Genomic DNA, 16,910 nt, shown 5'->3' on the forward strand with positions numbered 1-16,910 from the left:
AATTGGCTGCACCGTTCCTTATCATGATTTTCGGTCACGAGCGCGGCTGTGGCAAAGCGCCGCCTTGAGTACTGCTTCCATACATTCGGGCGCGAACGCCCCGCGTTCCCATGACTGACACCATCGTTGCGCTGCTCGCCAAGGCGAAGCAGCATTTCATCGCCGGCCGCATCGACGCCGCGCAGCACGATCTCCAATCGATCCTGCAAGTCCATGCCGATCACCCTGGCGCGCTGGAAGCGATGTCTTTCGTCTACGCCGCGCGCGAGGATTACACACGCGCCGCCGAACTCGCATGGCGCGCAGCGCAGCCCGCCACGACGGTTCCGCAGCAGTTAGAGCAAGCGGCGCGCATTTGCCAGTGCGCACAACGCCACGCCGACGCCGTCGCGCTCTACGAACGCCTGCTCGCGCTCGCGCCCGATCACGCCGAAGCGCTGCACGGCGCAGCGATGTCGTTCATGCAACTGGCTCAGGCCGAAGCCGCGCTCGCCTGTCTCGCCCGACTGACGCGCCGCTATCCGCAAGCGGCGCAAGCGCACTACAACCGCGGCACGCTGCTCGGTTTGCTAGGCCGTTACGACGAGGAACTCGAAGCGTACCGGAGGGCAATCGAACTCAAGCCGGATTTCGTCGCCGCCTATGTGAATCTGGGCGTCGCACTACGCGATCTGCATCGCTTCGACGAGGCGCTGCGCCAGTTCAGGAAAGCGTTGTCGATCGACACGAACGACGCCGGCGCACGCACGAATCGCGCACAGACCAATCTGCTGCTCGGCGAATTCGAGCACGGTTGGCGCGAATACGAATGGCGCTGGCGCGACGGCGAGATGGCACACGGTTTCCCCGCGGCGACGCAATGGACGGGCCAGCCACTCGCTGGCAAGACCGTGCTCGTGCACGCGGAACAAGGTTTCGGCGACACGTTGCAGTTCATTCGCTTCGTCGAGCGCCTGCACGCGAAGGGCGCACGCGTGATCGTGCGCGTGCAGGAGGTGCTGCGGCCGTTGCTGCAGAACGTGGCGGGTGCGGCGAGTGTGACAGGCGAATCGTCGGCGCTGCCGGCGTTCGACTACCACGTACCGATGTTGAGCCTGCCGCATGCGCTCGCGCTGCGCGAAGGGGACTTCGCGACCTCGGGTGCGTATCTGCGCGTCGATACCGAAGCTGAAGATGGAGCGTGCGCGTCGTGGTCCGACGTGATCGGCGGCGACGAGAATGACGATCGGAGCCTGCGCGTGGGCGTGGTCTGGTCAGGCAGCGCGACGCACGTGAACGATCGCAATCGCTCGATGCCGCTTGCGGAACTCCTTCCGCTGTTAGACGCCGATGCGCGTTTCATCTCGCTGCAACAAGAACCGCGTGAGCGCGACCGCGCATGCGTGGACGAACTCGCACAGCGCGGCCGGCTGATCGACACCGGCGCACGTTTGACGACGTTCCCGGCGACAGCGGCGCTTGTCGCGCAGCTCGATCTGGTGATCGCCGTGGATACGGCGGTCGCGCATCTGGCGGGCGCACTCGGCAAGCCCGTGTGGATCGCGCTGCCGTTCACGCCGGACTGGCGCTGGCAACTGAATCGCGACGACAGCCCGTGGTACGCCGATGCGCGTCTGTTCCGTCAAACGCGCCGCGGCGAGTGGGGCGACGTGGTGGCAGCGTTGCGCACGGCGATCGATGCTCGAATCGCCGCGCGATCGACAACGAGGCACGCAGCATGATGGTCCGGCGTGTGCCGACCAACATGTCCGCCAGCGGCGGACTGCCAGCGCACTTAGAACCGGTGGCGCATGCCGATCATCACAATCGCCTGCGAGCTCTTGCCGGAGTCGATTTCGGTCGAACCGATCACGGCCTGCGCGGTGCCTTCGCCATTTTCGCCGCTCGCGTGTCCGTAACCGCCCACGGCGTAGAAGTCGGTGCGCTTGCTGATCACATAGTCGGCGCCAAGCGCAAACTGGTTGTACTTCGCCGACGAATCGCCGCTCGACTTCATATACGTATAGCCGATTTCAGTCGTGAGCGCGGGGGAGATCTGCCACAGTGCATACACTGAGCCGGTGTTGTACTTTTGCGCCGTCGTGAAGGACGAGCTTGCGTCCGGCACGTACTGCGCGAAGCTGTAGTAGCCGCCGAGCGTGACGGGACCGATGGCGTAGTTGCCGCCCAGGCGCGCGATATTGATGGAACGGGCCGACGAGTAGGCGTCGTTGACCGACGTGGTGAAAAGCGAGTCAGCTGTGGTCGTGCCGCGAGTCGACAGCACCGCATTGCCGTTGTCGATATGCATGAAGCCCGCTGCGAGGCCAAGCGGTCCCTGACCGTACGAAAGCGCGCCGCTCCACGTCTGGCCCGATCCCTGCGAGCCGGCAACGCCGCCGAACGTGTACATCCATTCCGCCTTCAGGCCGGCCAACGTCGGGCTTGCCCATTTGATGGCATTGCTAAAGCGCGCGGTATTGTCCGCGTTGTCGATGTCGCCCGGCGTCGAGAACATGCCGCCGAGGAAGTTATCGCCCTGGATGGGCTGCACGAGGTCGGTGAGCGGGTCGTACTGACGCCCGGCGGTCAGCGTGCCGAACCGGCTGTCCTGCAGGCCGACAAACGCTTGACGTCCGAACAGGCGGGTTCCTTGCCCTGACTTGCCGGTCTCCACGTTGAAACCGCTTTCGAGCGTGAACACCGTCGTCAGTCCGCCGCCGAGATCTTCGCTGCCCTTCAAGCCCCAGCGCGAACCCGAGAGGTTGCCGCTCGTCATCGAGATTTGCGAGCTCTGTCCGCCCGAATTGTGCGTGTACTGAATCCCCGCGTCGATGAGGCCATACAGGGTCACGGAGTTTTGCGCGAACACCTGGGTCGAGAACCCGGAAAAACTAAGGATAGCTACAGAAATTGCGGACTTCTTCATCGAAATATTTTCCTTGTTGTCTGAGAGGCGGCGATGGGCTGGCGTGAGCGAGCCCTTCGCCGCGCTTTTCTGGCATGAGTCGATCATGCCGACGACAGGCTAATTCCCGATTATTAATCTATTAAGTAGATGTTCTTATCAATCATTCTATTATCCGCAGTTTCGTTTACAGAATTTTTCTCACGAATAAACTTAATAGATATTTCATTTTCCGAAATATTCTTACTCGATGTAATAAACAATCGAAAGCAGAGCAAAAATGGTTTCGCAATAAAACAATATAGACAAATGCCTCTATTTTCAATGCGTTTTCCCTTCGGGCAGAATCGCTGACACGAATCTGACTCATTGCGCCATTACGATCTGGCGCGCCTTACGCCCCGGCTTATGCACCGGAAAAGGGCATTAGCGGCAGCCTGCAGGCGTGCGCCAATTTGCTTGCTGTTTTTCACCACACGTTAATTTCGGCAAAGGATGGGAAATTCTATGAATCGGATGAGTACAAGCCGTTTTGGTTTGCTGTCGGCGGCAGGCGCCGCTGTACTGGCCTCCATGGGCGTGGGCAGCGCGAATGCGGCGCCGTCCGACGCGCTCGTCGCCGCCGCGAAGCAGGAAGGGCAGCTGACGGTCATTGCGCTCCCGCACGACTGGTGCGGCTATGGTCCGATGATCGAAGCCTTCAAGGCGAAGTACGGGATCAAGGTCAACGAGCTGAATCCGGATGCGGGCTCGGGCGATGAGATCGAGGCGATCAAGGCAAATAAAGGCAACAAGGGTCCGCAGGCACCGGACGTGATCGATGTCGGTCTTTCGTTCGGTCCGTCGGCAAAGGCAGACGGTCTGTTGCAGCCGTACAAGGTGTCGACCTGGAAGTCGATCCCGAACGACTCGAAGGACGCCGACGGATACTGGTATGGCGACTATTACGGCGTCCTTTCTTTCGAAGTCAACGCGGACATGATCGACAAGGCCCCGACCGACTGGAGCGATTTGCAGAAGCCGGAGTACAAGAACGCGGTGGCGCTGGCCGGTGACCCGCGCGCGTCGAACCAGGCGATCCAGGCCGTCTACGCGGCTGGCCTGTCGTCGGCCAAGGGTGATGCGAGCAAGGCCGAAGCGGCCGGTCTCCAGTTCTTCGCCAACCTGAACAAGAACAGCAACTTCGTGCCGGTGATCGGCAAGGCCGCCTCCGTTGCGCAGGGCACGACGCCGATTCTCGTGCGCTGGGACTACAACGCGCTTGCCGACCGCGACACGCTCAAGGGCAATCCGAAGGTGGAAGTCGTCGTGCCGAAGACGGGCGTCGTTGCGGGCGTGTACGTGCAGGCCATCAGCGCCTACGCGCCGCACCCGAACGCCGCGAAGCTGTGGATGGAGTACCTCTATTCGGACGAAGGGCAGCTCGGCTGGCTCGCGGGTTATTGCCACCCGATCCGCTACAACGAGCTTGCCGCGCAGAAAAAGGTGCCCGCCGCACTGCTGGCGAAGCTGCCGCCCGCCACGGCCTACAAATCGGCCGTATTCCCGACGCTGCAGCAGCAGGACGCGACCAAAGCGGCTGTGACGAAGCAGTGGGATAGCGTCGTAGGCGCGAACGTCAAGTAAGCGCGATTGCGGATGGTGATGCGCGAGGCGGTGATCCGCGCTCGCGCGCCAGCCGCAACTTTCGCTGGCATTGCATCGCTCACTCCTCGTTCCTGAAAGCCCTATGAGCACTGTATCCAACGTGGAGCCCAACGTGCCTGATCTCGCCGTGCCGCCGGGAAACGCTCCGCACGCAAAGCGATCCTCGGGCGCCGCGCGCTACCTGTCCTTGCTAGGCGTCGCGCCGTTCTTCATTTTCACGCTGCTGTTCCTGATCGCGCCGACCGTGTACCTCATGGCCGGTGCGTTCCAGAATGCGCAAGGCCGGTTCACGCTCGAGAACTTCCGGCAGCTCTTCGAGCCGGAGGTGCTGAGTGCGTACTGGATCAGCATCAAGGTGAGTACGGCGTCGGCGGCGGGTGGGGCGGTCATCGGCCTGCTGCTCGCGTGGGCCGCGGTGCTCGGCCGCTTGCCCGGCTGGATCCGTCCAACGCTATTGACCTTCTCCGGTGTCGCGTCGAATTTCGCCGGCGTGCCGCTCGCGTTCGCGTTCATCTGCACGCTCGGGCGCGTCGGTCTCGTCACGATGCTGCTGCACCGCTACGCGCACGTGAACCTCTACGCCACAGGCTTCAGCATTCTCAGTTTCTGGGGACTGACGATCACCTACCTGTACTTTGAAATTCCGTTAATGGTCCTGATCATTGCACCCGCGCTGGATGGCCTGAAGCGCGAGTGGCGCGAGGCATGCGACTGCCTGGGCGGCACCGCGTGGCACTACTGGCGCCTCATTGCGCTGCCGGTGCTGTGGCCAAGCGTGCTTGGCGGCGCGCTGCTGCTGTTCGCCAACGCGTTCGGCGCAGTCGCCACCGCGTACGCGTTGACCGGCAGTTCGCTGAACATCGTGACGATCCTCCTGTATGCCCAGGTGCGCGGCGACGTGCTGCACAACCAGAACCTCGGCTATGCGCTCGCGCTCGGCATGGTGGTGATCACGGGGCTCTCGAACGGCGGCTATCTCTGGCTGCGTGCGCGCGCCGAAAGGGGACGCCGATGAAAAAGCCATCCCGGCTGGGCGCCTGGATCGCGATTGTCGTCGGCGCACTGTATTTCCTGATCCCGCTCTTCGCGACCTTCGAGTTCAGCTTGCGCATGCGACGCGGCACATACAGCTTCGACGCGTACAAGGTCGTGCTGGGCGACCCGAGCTTTCAGGCGTCGTTCGGCTATTCCGTGCTGATGGCGTTCGTGACGATCGTGATTGGCGTGCTGCTCGTCGTGCCGACGGCCTACTGGGTGCAACTGCGGCTGCCGAAGCTGCGCCCTGTGGTCGAGTTCATCACGCTGCTGCCGGTCGTGATTCCGGCAATCGTCATCGTGTTCGGCTATCTGCGCCTCTACAACAGCAGTTCGTGGCTGCCGATGACCGGCAACGAGCGCGCAACCGACTTGCTGCTCGCATTCGGCTACGTCACGCTCGCGCTGCCCTACATGTACCGCTCGGTCGATGCCGGCCTGCGCGCGGTCGACGTGCGCACGCTCACCGAAGCGGCGGAGGTGCTCGGCGCCGGCTGGCCCACGATCCTCTTCAAGGTGATCTTCCCGAATATCCGCTCGGGCATCCTCTCGGGTGCGTTCCTGACCTTTGCCGTCGTGATCGGCGAGTTCACGATGGCGAGCCTGCTCGACCGCCCGGCGTTCGGCCCTTATCTGCAGCTGATCGGCGCGAACCGCGCCTACGAACCGTCCGCGCTCGCGATCATCGCGTTCGTCGTCACATGGGCGTCAATGGGCCTGATCCAGGTCTTCGGCTCCGTGCGCGCGGCGGCGGCTCACAAATCCTGATGAACCAGGACATCATTCATGGCATTCCTTGAGATAGAGAATCTGCACAAGTCGTTCGGCGCGCATACGGCGCTGCATCACTTCGACATGCAGATCGAGCGCGGCGAATTCATCACGTTTCTCGGGCCGTCGGGCTGCGGCAAGACGACGGTGCTGCGCATGATCGCCGGCTTCGAAGATCCGACGCGCGGCGCGATCCGTATCGCCGGCAAGGACGTCACGCGGATGCGCACGCGGGCGCGCAAGATCGGCATGGTGTTTCAGTCGTACGCGCTGTTCCCGAACATGACCGTTGCCGGGAACATCGGTTTCAGCCTGAAAGTCGCGGGCCGCCCGCAAAGCGAAATCAACAAGCGCGTGGAGGAGATGCTCGAGCTCATCAAGCTGCCGCTTTTCGGCGAGCGCTACCCGTGGCAGCTCTCCGGCGGCCAGCAGCAGCGTGTCGCGCTCGCGCGCGCCATTGCCGGAAAACCAGAGGTCTTGCTGCTCGACGAGCCACTATCTGCGCTCGACGCGAAAATCCGCATCTCGCTGCGCCAGGATATTCGCGCGCTGCAGCGCGAGCTTGGCATCACGTCGATTTTCGTCACGCACGACCAGGAGGAAGCGCTGTCTATTTCCGATCGCATTGTCGTAATGAACGAAGGGCGCGTGGAGCAGGTGGGTACGCCTGCCGAGATCTACAACTTCCCGCGCACGCGCTTCGTGGCGTCGTTCGTCGGCACGCTGAACCTGCTGCCGGGCAAGATCGTCGATCCGGCGACGGGGCGCATCGCGGTCGACGGCCAGGTGCTCACCACCTCGCAGCCGCTGCCCGCCGACGACGCGGGCCGCGCGCGCCTGCTCGCAGTGCGGCCGGAGGCGATCCGTCTGGAAGCGCCGGCGGCGGGCCGCAACTCGCTTGCCGCGACGGTCGAGGACATCGACTTTCTCGGTGCGGTGGTGCGCATCCGTGCGCGCGTGAAGGAAGCCGTCGTTTCGCTGGACATCTTCAACGACCCCAACCACGCCTTGCCGCAACGCGGTCAGCCTGTCGCGCTCGGCTTTTCGCACGAGAATCTGCTGGTGCTCGAAGAGGGGGCGTGAGCACGCCAGCCACTATGATCGAGGAGGTCGCGCTGCCGCTGCCTCCACACGGTCCGTGAGCTTGCCGACCAGCGCATTCGCCACGATCTCCTCGCCGATGACGACGTCGGACGCTCCGGCGCTTTCGAATAGCCCCTTTCTCAAGGGATTTTCGCCGGGCACGACGATCGCAAGCGAAGCGTTCAGCGTATGCGCCAGCAAGGTGATCGCCAGATTGTTGTTGCTGTCGGGCGTTGTCACGATCAGTGCTTTGGCGCTATCGAGCCGCGCGCGCCTGAGCACGTCGTCGAATACGTCCGGGGGACCCAGAACCACCATCAGTCCACGATCCGCCGCCCGGTGCGCCTGCTCCTGGTCGCCCACGACGACGAGCACTGTCTCTCCTGCTTCGCGCAAGCGGTTGGCGACCAGTTCGCCAAGCGAATGGAATCCAACCAGCACGACATGATTCGCTAGATGTCCGAGCTTGCGTTCCATAAGCCTGTTCTCCCGATAAGCCAGCACGTCGTCGCTCGATAACATGCCAGTGAGCCTGGAAACCGCGAATCCGCCAATCACCATCGTCGCCGACATGGCCAGCAGCATGAAGATCTTCTGACTCGGATTGAACTCCGTAAAGTCGCCGAGTGTCGTGACGAGATTGAACCCGTCCCAAAGGGCCGTAAATACTTTGCCGGAAAGCGGAGCACCGGACTGGTCGAGCAGGGCCAACCCAGTGGCCGCGCCAACGAGCAGCAGGGCGAGAAGCGCAATGGTCAGGCGCACCTCGCGGCGCCATTCCCGAATGCGCAGCCCTCCGAGGCGGGGCTCATGAACACGGAAGATCCACATCGTTACCTCGGACCCAGGCGGAAATCGATTGGCGATCGTGCGTTGCACAAGACAGCACCGCTGTGACTGCCTAGCGTATCACTCAGCCGTTCAGACCCAGGTTCGGCTGCCCACGAACGACCGAAACAAGACGACCGCCACACGGCGCGGCCCGCCTGTCGGCGATTCCCCGACATCTTTCGGCCAGGTGATGGCCGCGCCCAAACTCGCATCGTCGCAATGCACGCTGGGTCGGGCTTTGCGCGGATGGTGCCCGATGGCACGACATCTGCATGATGTGGCGCGAGCGGCTGGCCGCTTGACGCATCCTGCAACCGTCCTGTTCAAGGAGACCCATCATGACTACGTTGACCATCCGCGATCTTCAGAAGTCGCAAGAGCTCGATCACGAAGCAATGACCAGGTTTCAAGGTGGCCGGATGAAGATCATCGGCTCGCACCCCGGCTCGATCCTCACCTCCGCCGACGGCGACCCGGTCGCCGTGTATGTCGACGGCGTGCTGCAAAACTCCGTTAGCGACGGCTACTACCACGGCTGAGTGCCAGCGGCATACAAAGCGCGCGGTGTAACCGCGGGGGGCTGATGTGGACCAAACGTGGCTATGTACCGCTGCCGGCGCGATCGTGATTGTGATCGCGCTGGCCGGCGTGACGGCGCACTACCTTCGTGAGCGTCGTCGGGCCGATCTTCTGCGCAACTTCGATCACCATGAATGGTGGCAGCGAAACCACGGTGCCGCCTGCACTTCGGGCGGCTCGGGTACCGGGAGCAGGGCAGTACAAGCAGGAACATGGCGGAAATATTGAACGGGTAATCAACGATGAGCTACCCATTTCTGGCCCCCATCGATTGATGGAGGCGATCGGGGGCGCGGGAAAAACATAGCGAGAGCGTATTGCGCCTGCGCGTAGGTTCGGCCCGGTCTTGCAACGAGGCGAAGGTGCCCGCTTCGAGCAGGCCCTCGATAGAGGAGGAAATGAGCGAAGTGAAGCGGCTTTTTTGTGCAGACAAAAAGGCCTGTTGCACCCCACATGGCAATCCTTAGAGGTAGCTCATCATGAAATCGCTAGGTCAAACATTCGTTATCCTTACCATTTTGTCTGCTCCGGCGGCTTCGTTCGCACAATCGAACGCCGCCGTGACTCCCGAGCAGGTCCGCGCCGAACTCGTGCAACTGGAACAGGCTGGCTACCACCCAGGTGACGGCGACAACACAAATTATCCAGCCGATATCCAGGCTGCCGAAGCGCGCGTGGCCGCGCAGAACGGCGGGAGCAGCTATGGCGGAATGGTTGGCGGGACGTCGGCGTCTGGTGCGCCCGCTGCCGCAACCGGCGACAGCATGAAGCCGATTTACTTCGGTCAGTAAACCATTGCGTTGACGAAGCCCTTCCTCCGAATGGAGGGGCTTTGTTTGGGTTCGTTACCGGCAGCCAAATGAGGGCCGGACTGACAGGCCCATTGCAAGAAACCTGAAAAGTTGCCAGAATTTCGGCCCGGCCCGCCTTACCCGGGCACGCGGAATGCTCCGAAACTTGAAAACGTTTAATCGCCGCTCATTGACTAATATGTGGTCTATGAAGCCATCGCTGCGCTATGTGGGAGTTTGTGCGATCTGCGCCTTCTTTACGGCGTGTGGTCAGATCGCGCCCAGACAAACTGCATGCAGCGTGGATTCCTGTCGCACGCGGCACGAGGTTGTGCAATCCGGCGAGGCGTCGTGGTATGCGGAAAAATTCCAGGGGCGGCAGACCGCCAACGGAGAACGCTTTGATGCCGGCTCATTGACGGCTGCGCATCGTACATTGCCGCTTGGCAGCTACGTGCGCGTGAGGTCGATGGCAACCGGAAAGTCGGTTGTCGTGCGCATCAACGATCGCGGCCCCTACGTGAAAGGCCGAATCATCGATCTCTCTTATGCCGCGGCGAAGACCCTGGGGTTGACTGACGCACGGTCGATGCGAGTGCAGATCGAACGCGTGGAGAACACGCAGAATGCACAGACGGAGCCGGATGGCGGCGGAATTCTCGCAACAGGAAGGTGACGTGAGGGCTGACCCGCGTCACGCCACGCTCCTGTCGCCACCGCATCATCCCATGGTTTGAGCGGCGCTTGCGCTGCGCTGCCTGAAATGGCCCGGCTTCAGCGCCATGACGGCTACGAGACTGAGCGCGATGCCGATCATCACATAGAGCACCGGCGCCAGCGGCGAACCCGTGAGCGCAATGAGCCACGTCACGAAAGTCTGTGCAAAGCCACCAAAGATCAGGACAACGACGTTATTGACCACGGCGAGCGACGTCGCGCGCGTGCGTTTGGGGAACATCTCCGCAAGCGTCGTGCAATAGACGCCGAGGAAGGTCGCGCTGAGCACGCCGATCACGATTTGCGTGACGAGGAGCCGGGGCACGGACGGCGCCGCCACGACCCACGCATAGAGCGGATAGATCGCAACCAGGTAGGCGCCCAGGGACCCGACCAGCAGCGTCTTGCGGTCGTAGCGGTCGGATAGCGCCCCCGCGAGCGGCGTCACGATCAGCATGACGATGGCCGCGATCATTTGCACCATGAAGCTTTCCGAAACGGGCAGCTTGAGAACCTGCTTCGCGTAGGTGACGGTATAGCCGAACGTGACGTAGAAGGTAACGGTGCTCGCCACCACCATGCCCATACCGATCAGATAGTCTGGCAGCCCGCGCTTGACGGCAGCCGCATCCGTCCTCGGGGCGCGCGGCGTGGCGTGGATGCGCGCATAGGTTTCGCTTGCATGGCGGCGCAAGTAGATGGTCAGCGGCGCAATGAGCAGGCCCACCGCGAACGGGATGCGCCAGGCGCCCGCGAGCTGTTGCTCGGGCGTGAACACCTGCGTGACCACCATGCCGAGCGCGGCGCCCAGCATCGTCGACATGAGTTGCCCGCTCATCTGCCACGATCCGTAAAAGCCGGTGCGATTCGGCGGCGCCAGTTCGATCAGGAACGACGTGGAAGTGCCGAATTCACCGCCTATCGAAAAACCTTGCAGGAGCCGGGCCACCAGCATCAGCAGCGGCGCCGCGAGGCCGGCCGTCGCGTAGGTCGGCGCGAAGGTCATGATCGCGGCGGCCAGCGCCATGATTCCCATGCCGAGCGTCATGCCCGCCTTGCGGCCATATTTATCGCCGTAGAGGCCGAGCAGCAGGCCGCCCACGGGGCGCATGAAAAAGCCTGCGCCGAAGAGAGCCGTAGTCAGCAGGATCGCATTCAGATCCGCGCCCGCTGCGCCATGCGAGACCGGAAAAAACAGCTTGCTGATGATCGGCGTCATCGCTGCGAAGATGGTGAAATCGAACCACTCCATCGCATTGGCCAGCACGGCGGCCACGATGACGGGCTTGATGCCTGGTTGAGTGTCCATCGGCTATCCCCGGATATTGGTTGAAGGGCGGTCCAGCATGCTTCGCTCAGGCGGCGGTTGCCGGCTCGGGAAACACGGGTTCGCCGAGATTGAGCATCAGCCGGTTCGCCCACGCGAAAATGGCGATCGAATGGATCAGGTCGAGCATTTCGGCGTCAGTGAGACCGGCCTCGCGCAACGCTTGCAGCTGGTCCGCCCCGATCTCGTTCGGGCGCTCGGTCAGCGCAGCCGAGAAACGCGCAATCGCCTCTTCGCGCTTCGTCGTACCGGCGCTGTGCGGGTCGGCGAACACCTGGCGGATCACGTCGTTGCGCTTGGCGAGCTGCTCGAAACGCTGCGCATGCACCGATGCGCAATACACACAGCCGTTGAGCCGCGAAACCACGGTGGTCGAAAGCTCCCGTTCCGAGCGAGGCAAGCCGCCGGGCGCGTACATGATCGCGTTGAACGCGGCGGAGCGCTGCCGCAGGATCTCGGGTTGATGGACGAGAAATCGGTAGTAGTCCGAGACTTTTGCCTTGGGATGACTTTCTTCGAGCACAGCGATCTGATCCGCCGTGGCATGGTCGAGATCGACAACATCGAGCCACGCGTCCCATTCCAGCGATTCGTTCGTGAAACCGTGCGAACGGATGATGTCGGTCATGATGCGCGCTCCAGCTGCTTGAGGGCTTGCAGACCCGCGACGAGGCGCGTCTGGTACGACAGAAAGGCGATCAGCTGTGCGAGCGCGACGACGGCGGGTGTCGTCAAGCCGGCGGCCGGGAGCGTCTGCAGCGCGGCCTTGTCGCCAGCGACCGGATTTTCGATCAGCGTGCGCGTGAACGCGAGGATCGCGCGCAGGCGCGGGGCAGGGAGGTCCTCGGGCGCACCCGTTTGCACGGCGGCGAGCGTCGCCGCATCGACTTCGTGAGCGGCCAGTTCGGCGCAGTAGTGGGCAACGAGCGCCGGGGAGGGCGCGAGGCGGCTCGCGTAGAGCGCGACGAGCAAGCGCTCGACGAGCGTGAGGCCGCCGAGCGCGGGATCGAACAGCGCGTCGTAGCTGCCCTGGGTCGCTTCCACCACCTTGGCGCGCTGGTGCCGCAATGCATGTGTGGCCGAACCGGGCGTGAGGTCGGCGACGCGATCGATGATGTCGTCGTCAGTGTCGTATGTCATGGTCAACTCCGGAAAACTGCAGATTCACACGCTCTTTTTCATTTCGCTTCGCGCTCGGCAAGCGCCGGGGGCGGTGGGGCGGCTGTCCATTCGTCGCCTTCGACTTCCGGCTCGGCGAAAGCCGCCATGTTGGCGTAATGCAGTTCGACGTCCTCACGATAGAACGTCGCGGCAAGCCCCTGTGCGAGCCGCTTCGCACCTTCGCTGACGGCCGGGATGTCGCCCGACAGCGCGCCGTGCGAGAGCGTCGCGGGCGCGCAAAAGCAGTGAATGCGCTCGAGTCCGGGGCACGCGCCGGGTGTGTTTTCCTGGAACTCGAAGGCCGGTCCGAGGTCGGGCGAATCGGCAAGCTCGATGTCATCGTCGCCAACTGGCGGCGCGTAGCGGTCCTTCCACGCACGCACGTGGCGGGCGAACGGCGCGAATTCGGGGCGGCTCGCCAGATCGATACGGAAGCCCGTTGCGAACACGAGAAAGTCCAGCACGAAGACACCCTTCGGGGTGCTTACGTACAGTTCGTCGTCCACCTGCTCGATGCCGGCCACTGGCGCACCGAGGTTGAAGCGGGCGTTGGCGTGGCGCGACACGCGCAACGTACTGCCGCGCGGCGGCGGCACCTGCTGCACGTTGATGTAGTGGCGGATACGCCATTTCCAGTCATCGGCAAGCGCGACATGGCCGTGCGTGAGGCCCGGATTACCCGCGCCTTTGCCTTTATTGATGCGCGGGATGTCCGCGCGGCGAATCAGCAGATCGACCGACGCCGCACCCGCTTCGAGCGCCGTTGCCGCGCTGTCCATGGCCGACGCACCCGCGCCGACAACGCCGACGCGCTTGCCGCGCAGCGTGCCGTAGTCCAGCACATCGGACGAGTGGGCATAGAAGCGGCGCGGCAGGTCACGCGCGAATGCAGGCACGGAAGGCCCACCCAGGCCGTCGCGGCCCGTCGCGAGGACAACGTGGCGCGCAAACACAGTCTCGCTGCCGCTGGGGCTCGTGACAGACAGCGCCACGCCGCCGTCCGCGCGCGGCGTGATTGCGGTGACCCGGTGTTCGTTGCGCACATCGATGTCGAGTACATCGCGGTACCAGCGCAGATAGTCCATCCATTGCAGGCGCGGGATCTTGTCGAGCGCCTCCCACGCCTCGCCCCCGAACTGCGCTTCGAACCACGCGCGGAACGTGAGCGAGGGCAGGCCGAGCGCGGGGCCCGTGAGTTGCTTCGGAGAACGGAGCGTTTCCATGCGCGCGGTGGTGGCCCATGGGCCTTCGAAGCCGCGCGGCGACTGATCGTAGATGACCGCGTCGATGCCGAGATGGTCGAGCGCGGCGGCGAGCGCAAGCCCAGCCATGCCGCCGCCGACAATCGCCACATTGACCACGGGGCGGCCTTTGTGGGTGCGCTCGGGTATCCAGCGCTTCGCGGGCAGTTCGAGCCACGCGAGATCTTCGCGCAGGCGGGCTTCGAGCGCGGCGAGACCAGCGGACGACGGAGTGGTCGGATTCATTACGGCAAGGATTCCTTGTTGGCAGGCAGGTCGCCATAGAGCGACTGCAGGACTTGGGCGTGCTCGGCGCTCGCGCGCAGCGTGAAATCGGGCAGCACGGCGCGCGCTGCGTCGGCGAGCGCGTCGATGAGCGTCGCGGCCACGGGGGGCAGCGCGATGGCGTCGCGCGAGATCACGCCAAAGAAGTACGGAATGTCGGCGTCGATCGTGCGGATCGCCACGCCGGCAAGCGGCATGCCGTAGGCCGTGACCGGTTCGAGCACCGAGATGCCGAGTCCGGCGCGAACCGCGGTCAGCGCGTTCATCGACGAATTCGTTTCGATCAGACCGGCTGGCGTGACGTCGGCTTGCGCGAACGCGTGGTCGAGGCGGCGGCGCAGGCGATAGGGGTTCTGCATCGTGACGATGCGCCGGCCCGCGCAGGCCGAAAGCGGCAGCCGGTCATGGCGCGCGAGGGGATCGTCGTCGCGCAGCGCGGCCACGCACGCGGATTGCCCGATCCAGTGCACGACCACGCCGCGGTGCTCGAGCGGCAGGCTCGCCACGCCAATGTCAGCCGCGCCGGTCAAGACATCGTGCACGACCTGCTCGGGGGGCAGGCTGCGCAGCTGGATCGTCTGCGCGGCGCCCGCGAGTTCGGTGCGCGCGAGCGCGGCGGGCACGAGGCCGGCGGCGAGCGCGGAAGTGGCGGCGATGCGCAGCGGCCGGGTTTCGCCGCGGCCGATCTCGCCGGCGCGCTTCTGGATCTGATGAACGCCCGTCAGCACGTGCTCGACGTCCTCGTAGAGCTGGATGCCTTGCTCGGTGGGCGTGACGCGCGGGCCATTGCGCGTGAACAGCGGATAGCCGACCTCGGTTTCGAGCTCCTGGATCAGCCGCGTGATCGCGGGCTGCGAGCGCCCCAGCAAACGGCCGGCGGCGGTGACGCTGCCGGTCGTGATCACTGCGGCGAAGGCTTCGAGCTGGCGTAGTTCCATCTTCCGTGGGTGTCCGGGCGCGCAAGAATTCAGAATTCGCATTCTTACGCGTTCAGAATGCGTTTTCCAAATAATGGATTTTTATATCGTTATTCCGGCGTAGCGAAAGAGGGGTTTGCCCTAGCGCGGCTTTTCGCAACTGCGCAGAGCTGACGATGTTTCATGGGAGTAGCGGTCGCGCACCGTGGTGGCGACCTTGCCGGAGCGGTTCGGTGCGGTCTCCGACGCCTACGCGCGGGCGCTGCTGGAGACCGGTCCCGCGGTGCGCCGGCCACGCGAGCGCGTGAGCACGGCTCGGCGCAGGGGGGTGTCGTAGTAACGGTCGGCGGCCCAGGCGACCAGCACGACGGCGGGAAGCAGTAGCAGCGCGGTGACGCCGCCTGGATGGGCAAGCCCGTGGATGTGGTACACGATCTCCTGCAGGATGATCTCCACCGGCACATGCATCGCATAGATGCCATAGGAGACCATGCCGGAGAACGCGCAAAGGCGCAGGAACCGCGCGGGCGGTTCCACGCGCGTCGTCACCCATACCAGCGCGGGCGGGACGGCGAGTGCAAGAAACAGATCCGACGCATGTTGATGTGCCGCGGGCCACGCAACGCCGAGCAGGCCGATTGCGGCCAGGAGGACGGCGAGCGTCGCCAGATGATTGCGGGATTGTCCGGGGCGACAGTGGCGGTACAACAGCAGGCCGGCGGGAAACGAATAGCCGACGCGCGCGAAGCCCTGGTAGAACGACGACCAGAACGCACCGCTGTTGAGGGTGGACGTGTATGCGGCGATACCGAGCGCCACCCCCGAAACGCACATGATCAGCAAGAGCATTCGGGTGCTCAGAAAGCGAAAGAACAGCCCATAGCCGAGGCTCACCGCCAGCTCGAAGAATAGCGACCACGCCGGAAAGTCCAGCGGGTAGCTAAAGTCAATGGTCAGAAGCCATGGGTAGAAGGTGGGCAATACCACACGGCTCGGCAGCATGAGCACGTTTGCCGGCAGCGCCGACGCGATCTCGGCCCAGTAGGAAGCAGGCAAGCGAACCATCATGGCGATGGTGCCAAGCACGAGACCGGCGAGGTAGAGCGGATACAGGCGAAGCACTCGCAGCAGGATGTACTGGTTGAACTTCAAGGATCCGGAAGCGATCTTCTTATCGTAAGCACTACCAATGACAAAGCCGCTCATTGCAAAGAATAGATCGACCGCAAGATAGGCGTGGCCGAGGAGTGGCACGTGATACATCGGAGAAAAGTGCTGGACGAGGACAAACAGTGCGCCTAAGCCGCGCAGGCCGTCTAGCGTGGCGTACCTCGAGCTCTTGTTCGTCGTCTCCATGTTCCCCGCCGTGACGTTTTTTTTGGGTAACTGCGCTTCGCAAAAATAGAGTGCGACGCGGCGTGGGTTGGTGCGTTAATTAACATATCGAGCGATTTTGGATATCAGAATTGCCCTTGGTGGTTCGGGACCACGCATTGCGCAGCGATGACGATGGCGCTAGCCGTGGATCTTGCGGTCGCGTCGCGGGGTGGCGCCAAGGATATGCTCCGGCATATCGTCCGATGAAAGCCGCAGTGAGGTGACGCGTCCGATGGCGCACCATTGAAGGTCGTGCTCTAT

General features: G+C 63.5%; 14 protein-coding genes and 1 pseudogene. 8 read left to right on the forward strand and 7 right to left on the reverse strand.

Translation table 11 applies throughout. The features are described from left to right. Window positions 1-110: 110 nt before the first annotated feature. A complete protein-coding gene (locus U5A58_RS23350; RefSeq protein WP_321963192.1) occupies window positions 111-1,721 on the forward strand; it encodes a tetratricopeptide repeat-containing glycosyltransferase family protein in 1,611 nt (536 codons plus the stop codon). 53 nt (window positions 1,722-1,774) lie between these two features. On the opposite strand, the gene U5A58_RS23355 is transcribed toward U5A58_RS23350, so the two are convergent. Further along, window positions 1,775-2,908, reverse strand: a complete 1,134-nt coding sequence (locus U5A58_RS23355) for a porin (RefSeq protein WP_321963193.1) — start codon at window positions 2,906-2,908, stop codon at window positions 1,775-1,777. A 495-nt stretch (window positions 2,909-3,403) separates the two neighbouring features. Between U5A58_RS23355 and U5A58_RS23360 the strand changes: the two genes are divergently transcribed. The 4 genes from U5A58_RS23360 (at window position 3,404) to U5A58_RS23375 (ending at window position 7,423) form a co-directional block, all read left to right on the forward strand. Further along, complete coding sequence (locus U5A58_RS23360; RefSeq protein ID WP_415774280.1) at window positions 3,404-4,513, forward strand: ABC transporter substrate-binding protein; 1,110 nt, start codon at window positions 3,404-3,406, stop codon at window positions 4,511-4,513. Window positions 4,514-4,616: 103 nt separating this feature from the next. Beyond that, window positions 4,617-5,549 (forward strand): ABC transporter permease subunit, encoded by a 933-nt coding sequence (locus tag U5A58_RS23365; RefSeq protein ID WP_321963195.1) that lies wholly within the window; start codon window positions 4,617-4,619, stop codon window positions 5,547-5,549. Then, complete coding sequence (locus U5A58_RS23370; protein WP_321963196.1) at window positions 5,546-6,337, forward strand: ABC transporter permease; 792 nt, start codon at window positions 5,546-5,548, stop codon at window positions 6,335-6,337. Before U5A58_RS23365 ends, U5A58_RS23370 begins: the two co-directional genes overlap by 4 nt. Window positions 6,338-6,355: 18 nt before the next feature. After that, window positions 6,356-7,423 (forward strand): ABC transporter ATP-binding protein, encoded by a 1,068-nt coding sequence (locus U5A58_RS23375; protein WP_321963197.1) that lies wholly within the window; start codon window positions 6,356-6,358, stop codon window positions 7,421-7,423. Window positions 7,424-7,435: 12 nt separating this feature from the next. On the opposite strand, the gene U5A58_RS23380 is transcribed toward U5A58_RS23375, so the two are convergent. Next, window positions 7,436-8,302 carry an NAD(P)-binding protein gene (locus U5A58_RS23380; protein ID WP_321963198.1) on the reverse strand — a complete coding sequence of 289 codons (867 nt, stop codon included), beginning with the start codon at window positions 8,300-8,302 and terminating at the stop codon, window positions 7,436-7,438. Between the two features lie 290 nt (window positions 8,303-8,592). Between U5A58_RS23380 and U5A58_RS23385 the strand changes: the two genes are divergently transcribed. The 3 genes from U5A58_RS23385 (at window position 8,593) to U5A58_RS23395 (ending at window position 10,300) form a co-directional block, all read left to right on the forward strand. Continuing rightward, the gene (locus tag U5A58_RS23385) at window positions 8,593-8,793 is read left to right on the forward strand and encodes a hypothetical protein (protein WP_321963199.1); all 201 of its coding nucleotides are present in this window, start codon (window positions 8,593-8,595) and stop codon (window positions 8,791-8,793) included. 519 nt (window positions 8,794-9,312) lie between these two features. Beyond that, complete coding sequence (locus tag U5A58_RS23390) at window positions 9,313-9,624, forward strand: DUF4148 domain-containing protein (protein WP_321963200.1); 312 nt, start codon at window positions 9,313-9,315, stop codon at window positions 9,622-9,624. Window positions 9,625-9,790: 166 nt separating this feature from the next. Beyond that, window positions 9,791-10,300 (forward strand): septal ring lytic transglycosylase RlpA family protein, encoded by a 510-nt coding sequence (locus tag U5A58_RS23395; RefSeq protein ID WP_321963201.1) that lies wholly within the window; start codon window positions 9,791-9,793, stop codon window positions 10,298-10,300. Window positions 10,301-10,345: 45 nt separating this feature from the next. Here the strand turns inward: U5A58_RS23395 and U5A58_RS23400 are convergent, their stop codons facing one another. The 5 genes and pseudogenes from U5A58_RS23400 to U5A58_RS23425 all read right to left on the reverse strand — a co-directional run bounded on the left by U5A58_RS23400 (window position 10,346) and on the right by U5A58_RS23425 (window position 16,628). Next, window positions 10,346-11,650 (reverse strand): MFS transporter, encoded by a 1,305-nt coding sequence (locus tag U5A58_RS23400; protein ID WP_321963202.1) that lies wholly within the window; start codon window positions 11,648-11,650, stop codon window positions 10,346-10,348. A gap of 46 nt (window positions 11,651-11,696) precedes the next feature. Further along, a pseudogene (locus U5A58_RS40875) lies at window positions 11,697-12,808 on the reverse strand (CMD domain-containing protein). Between the two features lie 38 nt (window positions 12,809-12,846). Further along, window positions 12,847-14,316 (reverse strand): NAD(P)/FAD-dependent oxidoreductase, encoded by a 1,470-nt coding sequence (locus U5A58_RS23415; RefSeq protein ID WP_321963205.1) that lies wholly within the window; start codon window positions 14,314-14,316, stop codon window positions 12,847-12,849. After that, the gene (locus U5A58_RS23420; protein ID WP_321915811.1) at window positions 14,316-15,293 is read right to left on the reverse strand and encodes a LysR family transcriptional regulator; all 978 of its coding nucleotides are present in this window, start codon (window positions 15,291-15,293) and stop codon (window positions 14,316-14,318) included. Before U5A58_RS23420 ends, U5A58_RS23415 begins: the two co-directional genes overlap by 1 nt. Before the next feature lie 228 nt (window positions 15,294-15,521). Further along, a complete protein-coding gene (locus tag U5A58_RS23425) occupies window positions 15,522-16,628 on the reverse strand; it encodes an acyltransferase (protein WP_321963206.1) in 1,107 nt (368 codons plus the stop codon). Window positions 16,629-16,910: the final 282 nt, after the last annotated feature.

Origin of the sequence: Paraburkholderia sp. J7, from assembly GCF_905220155.1 — a bacterium.
Lineage (GTDB): Bacteria > Pseudomonadota > Gammaproteobacteria > Burkholderiales > Burkholderiaceae > Paraburkholderia.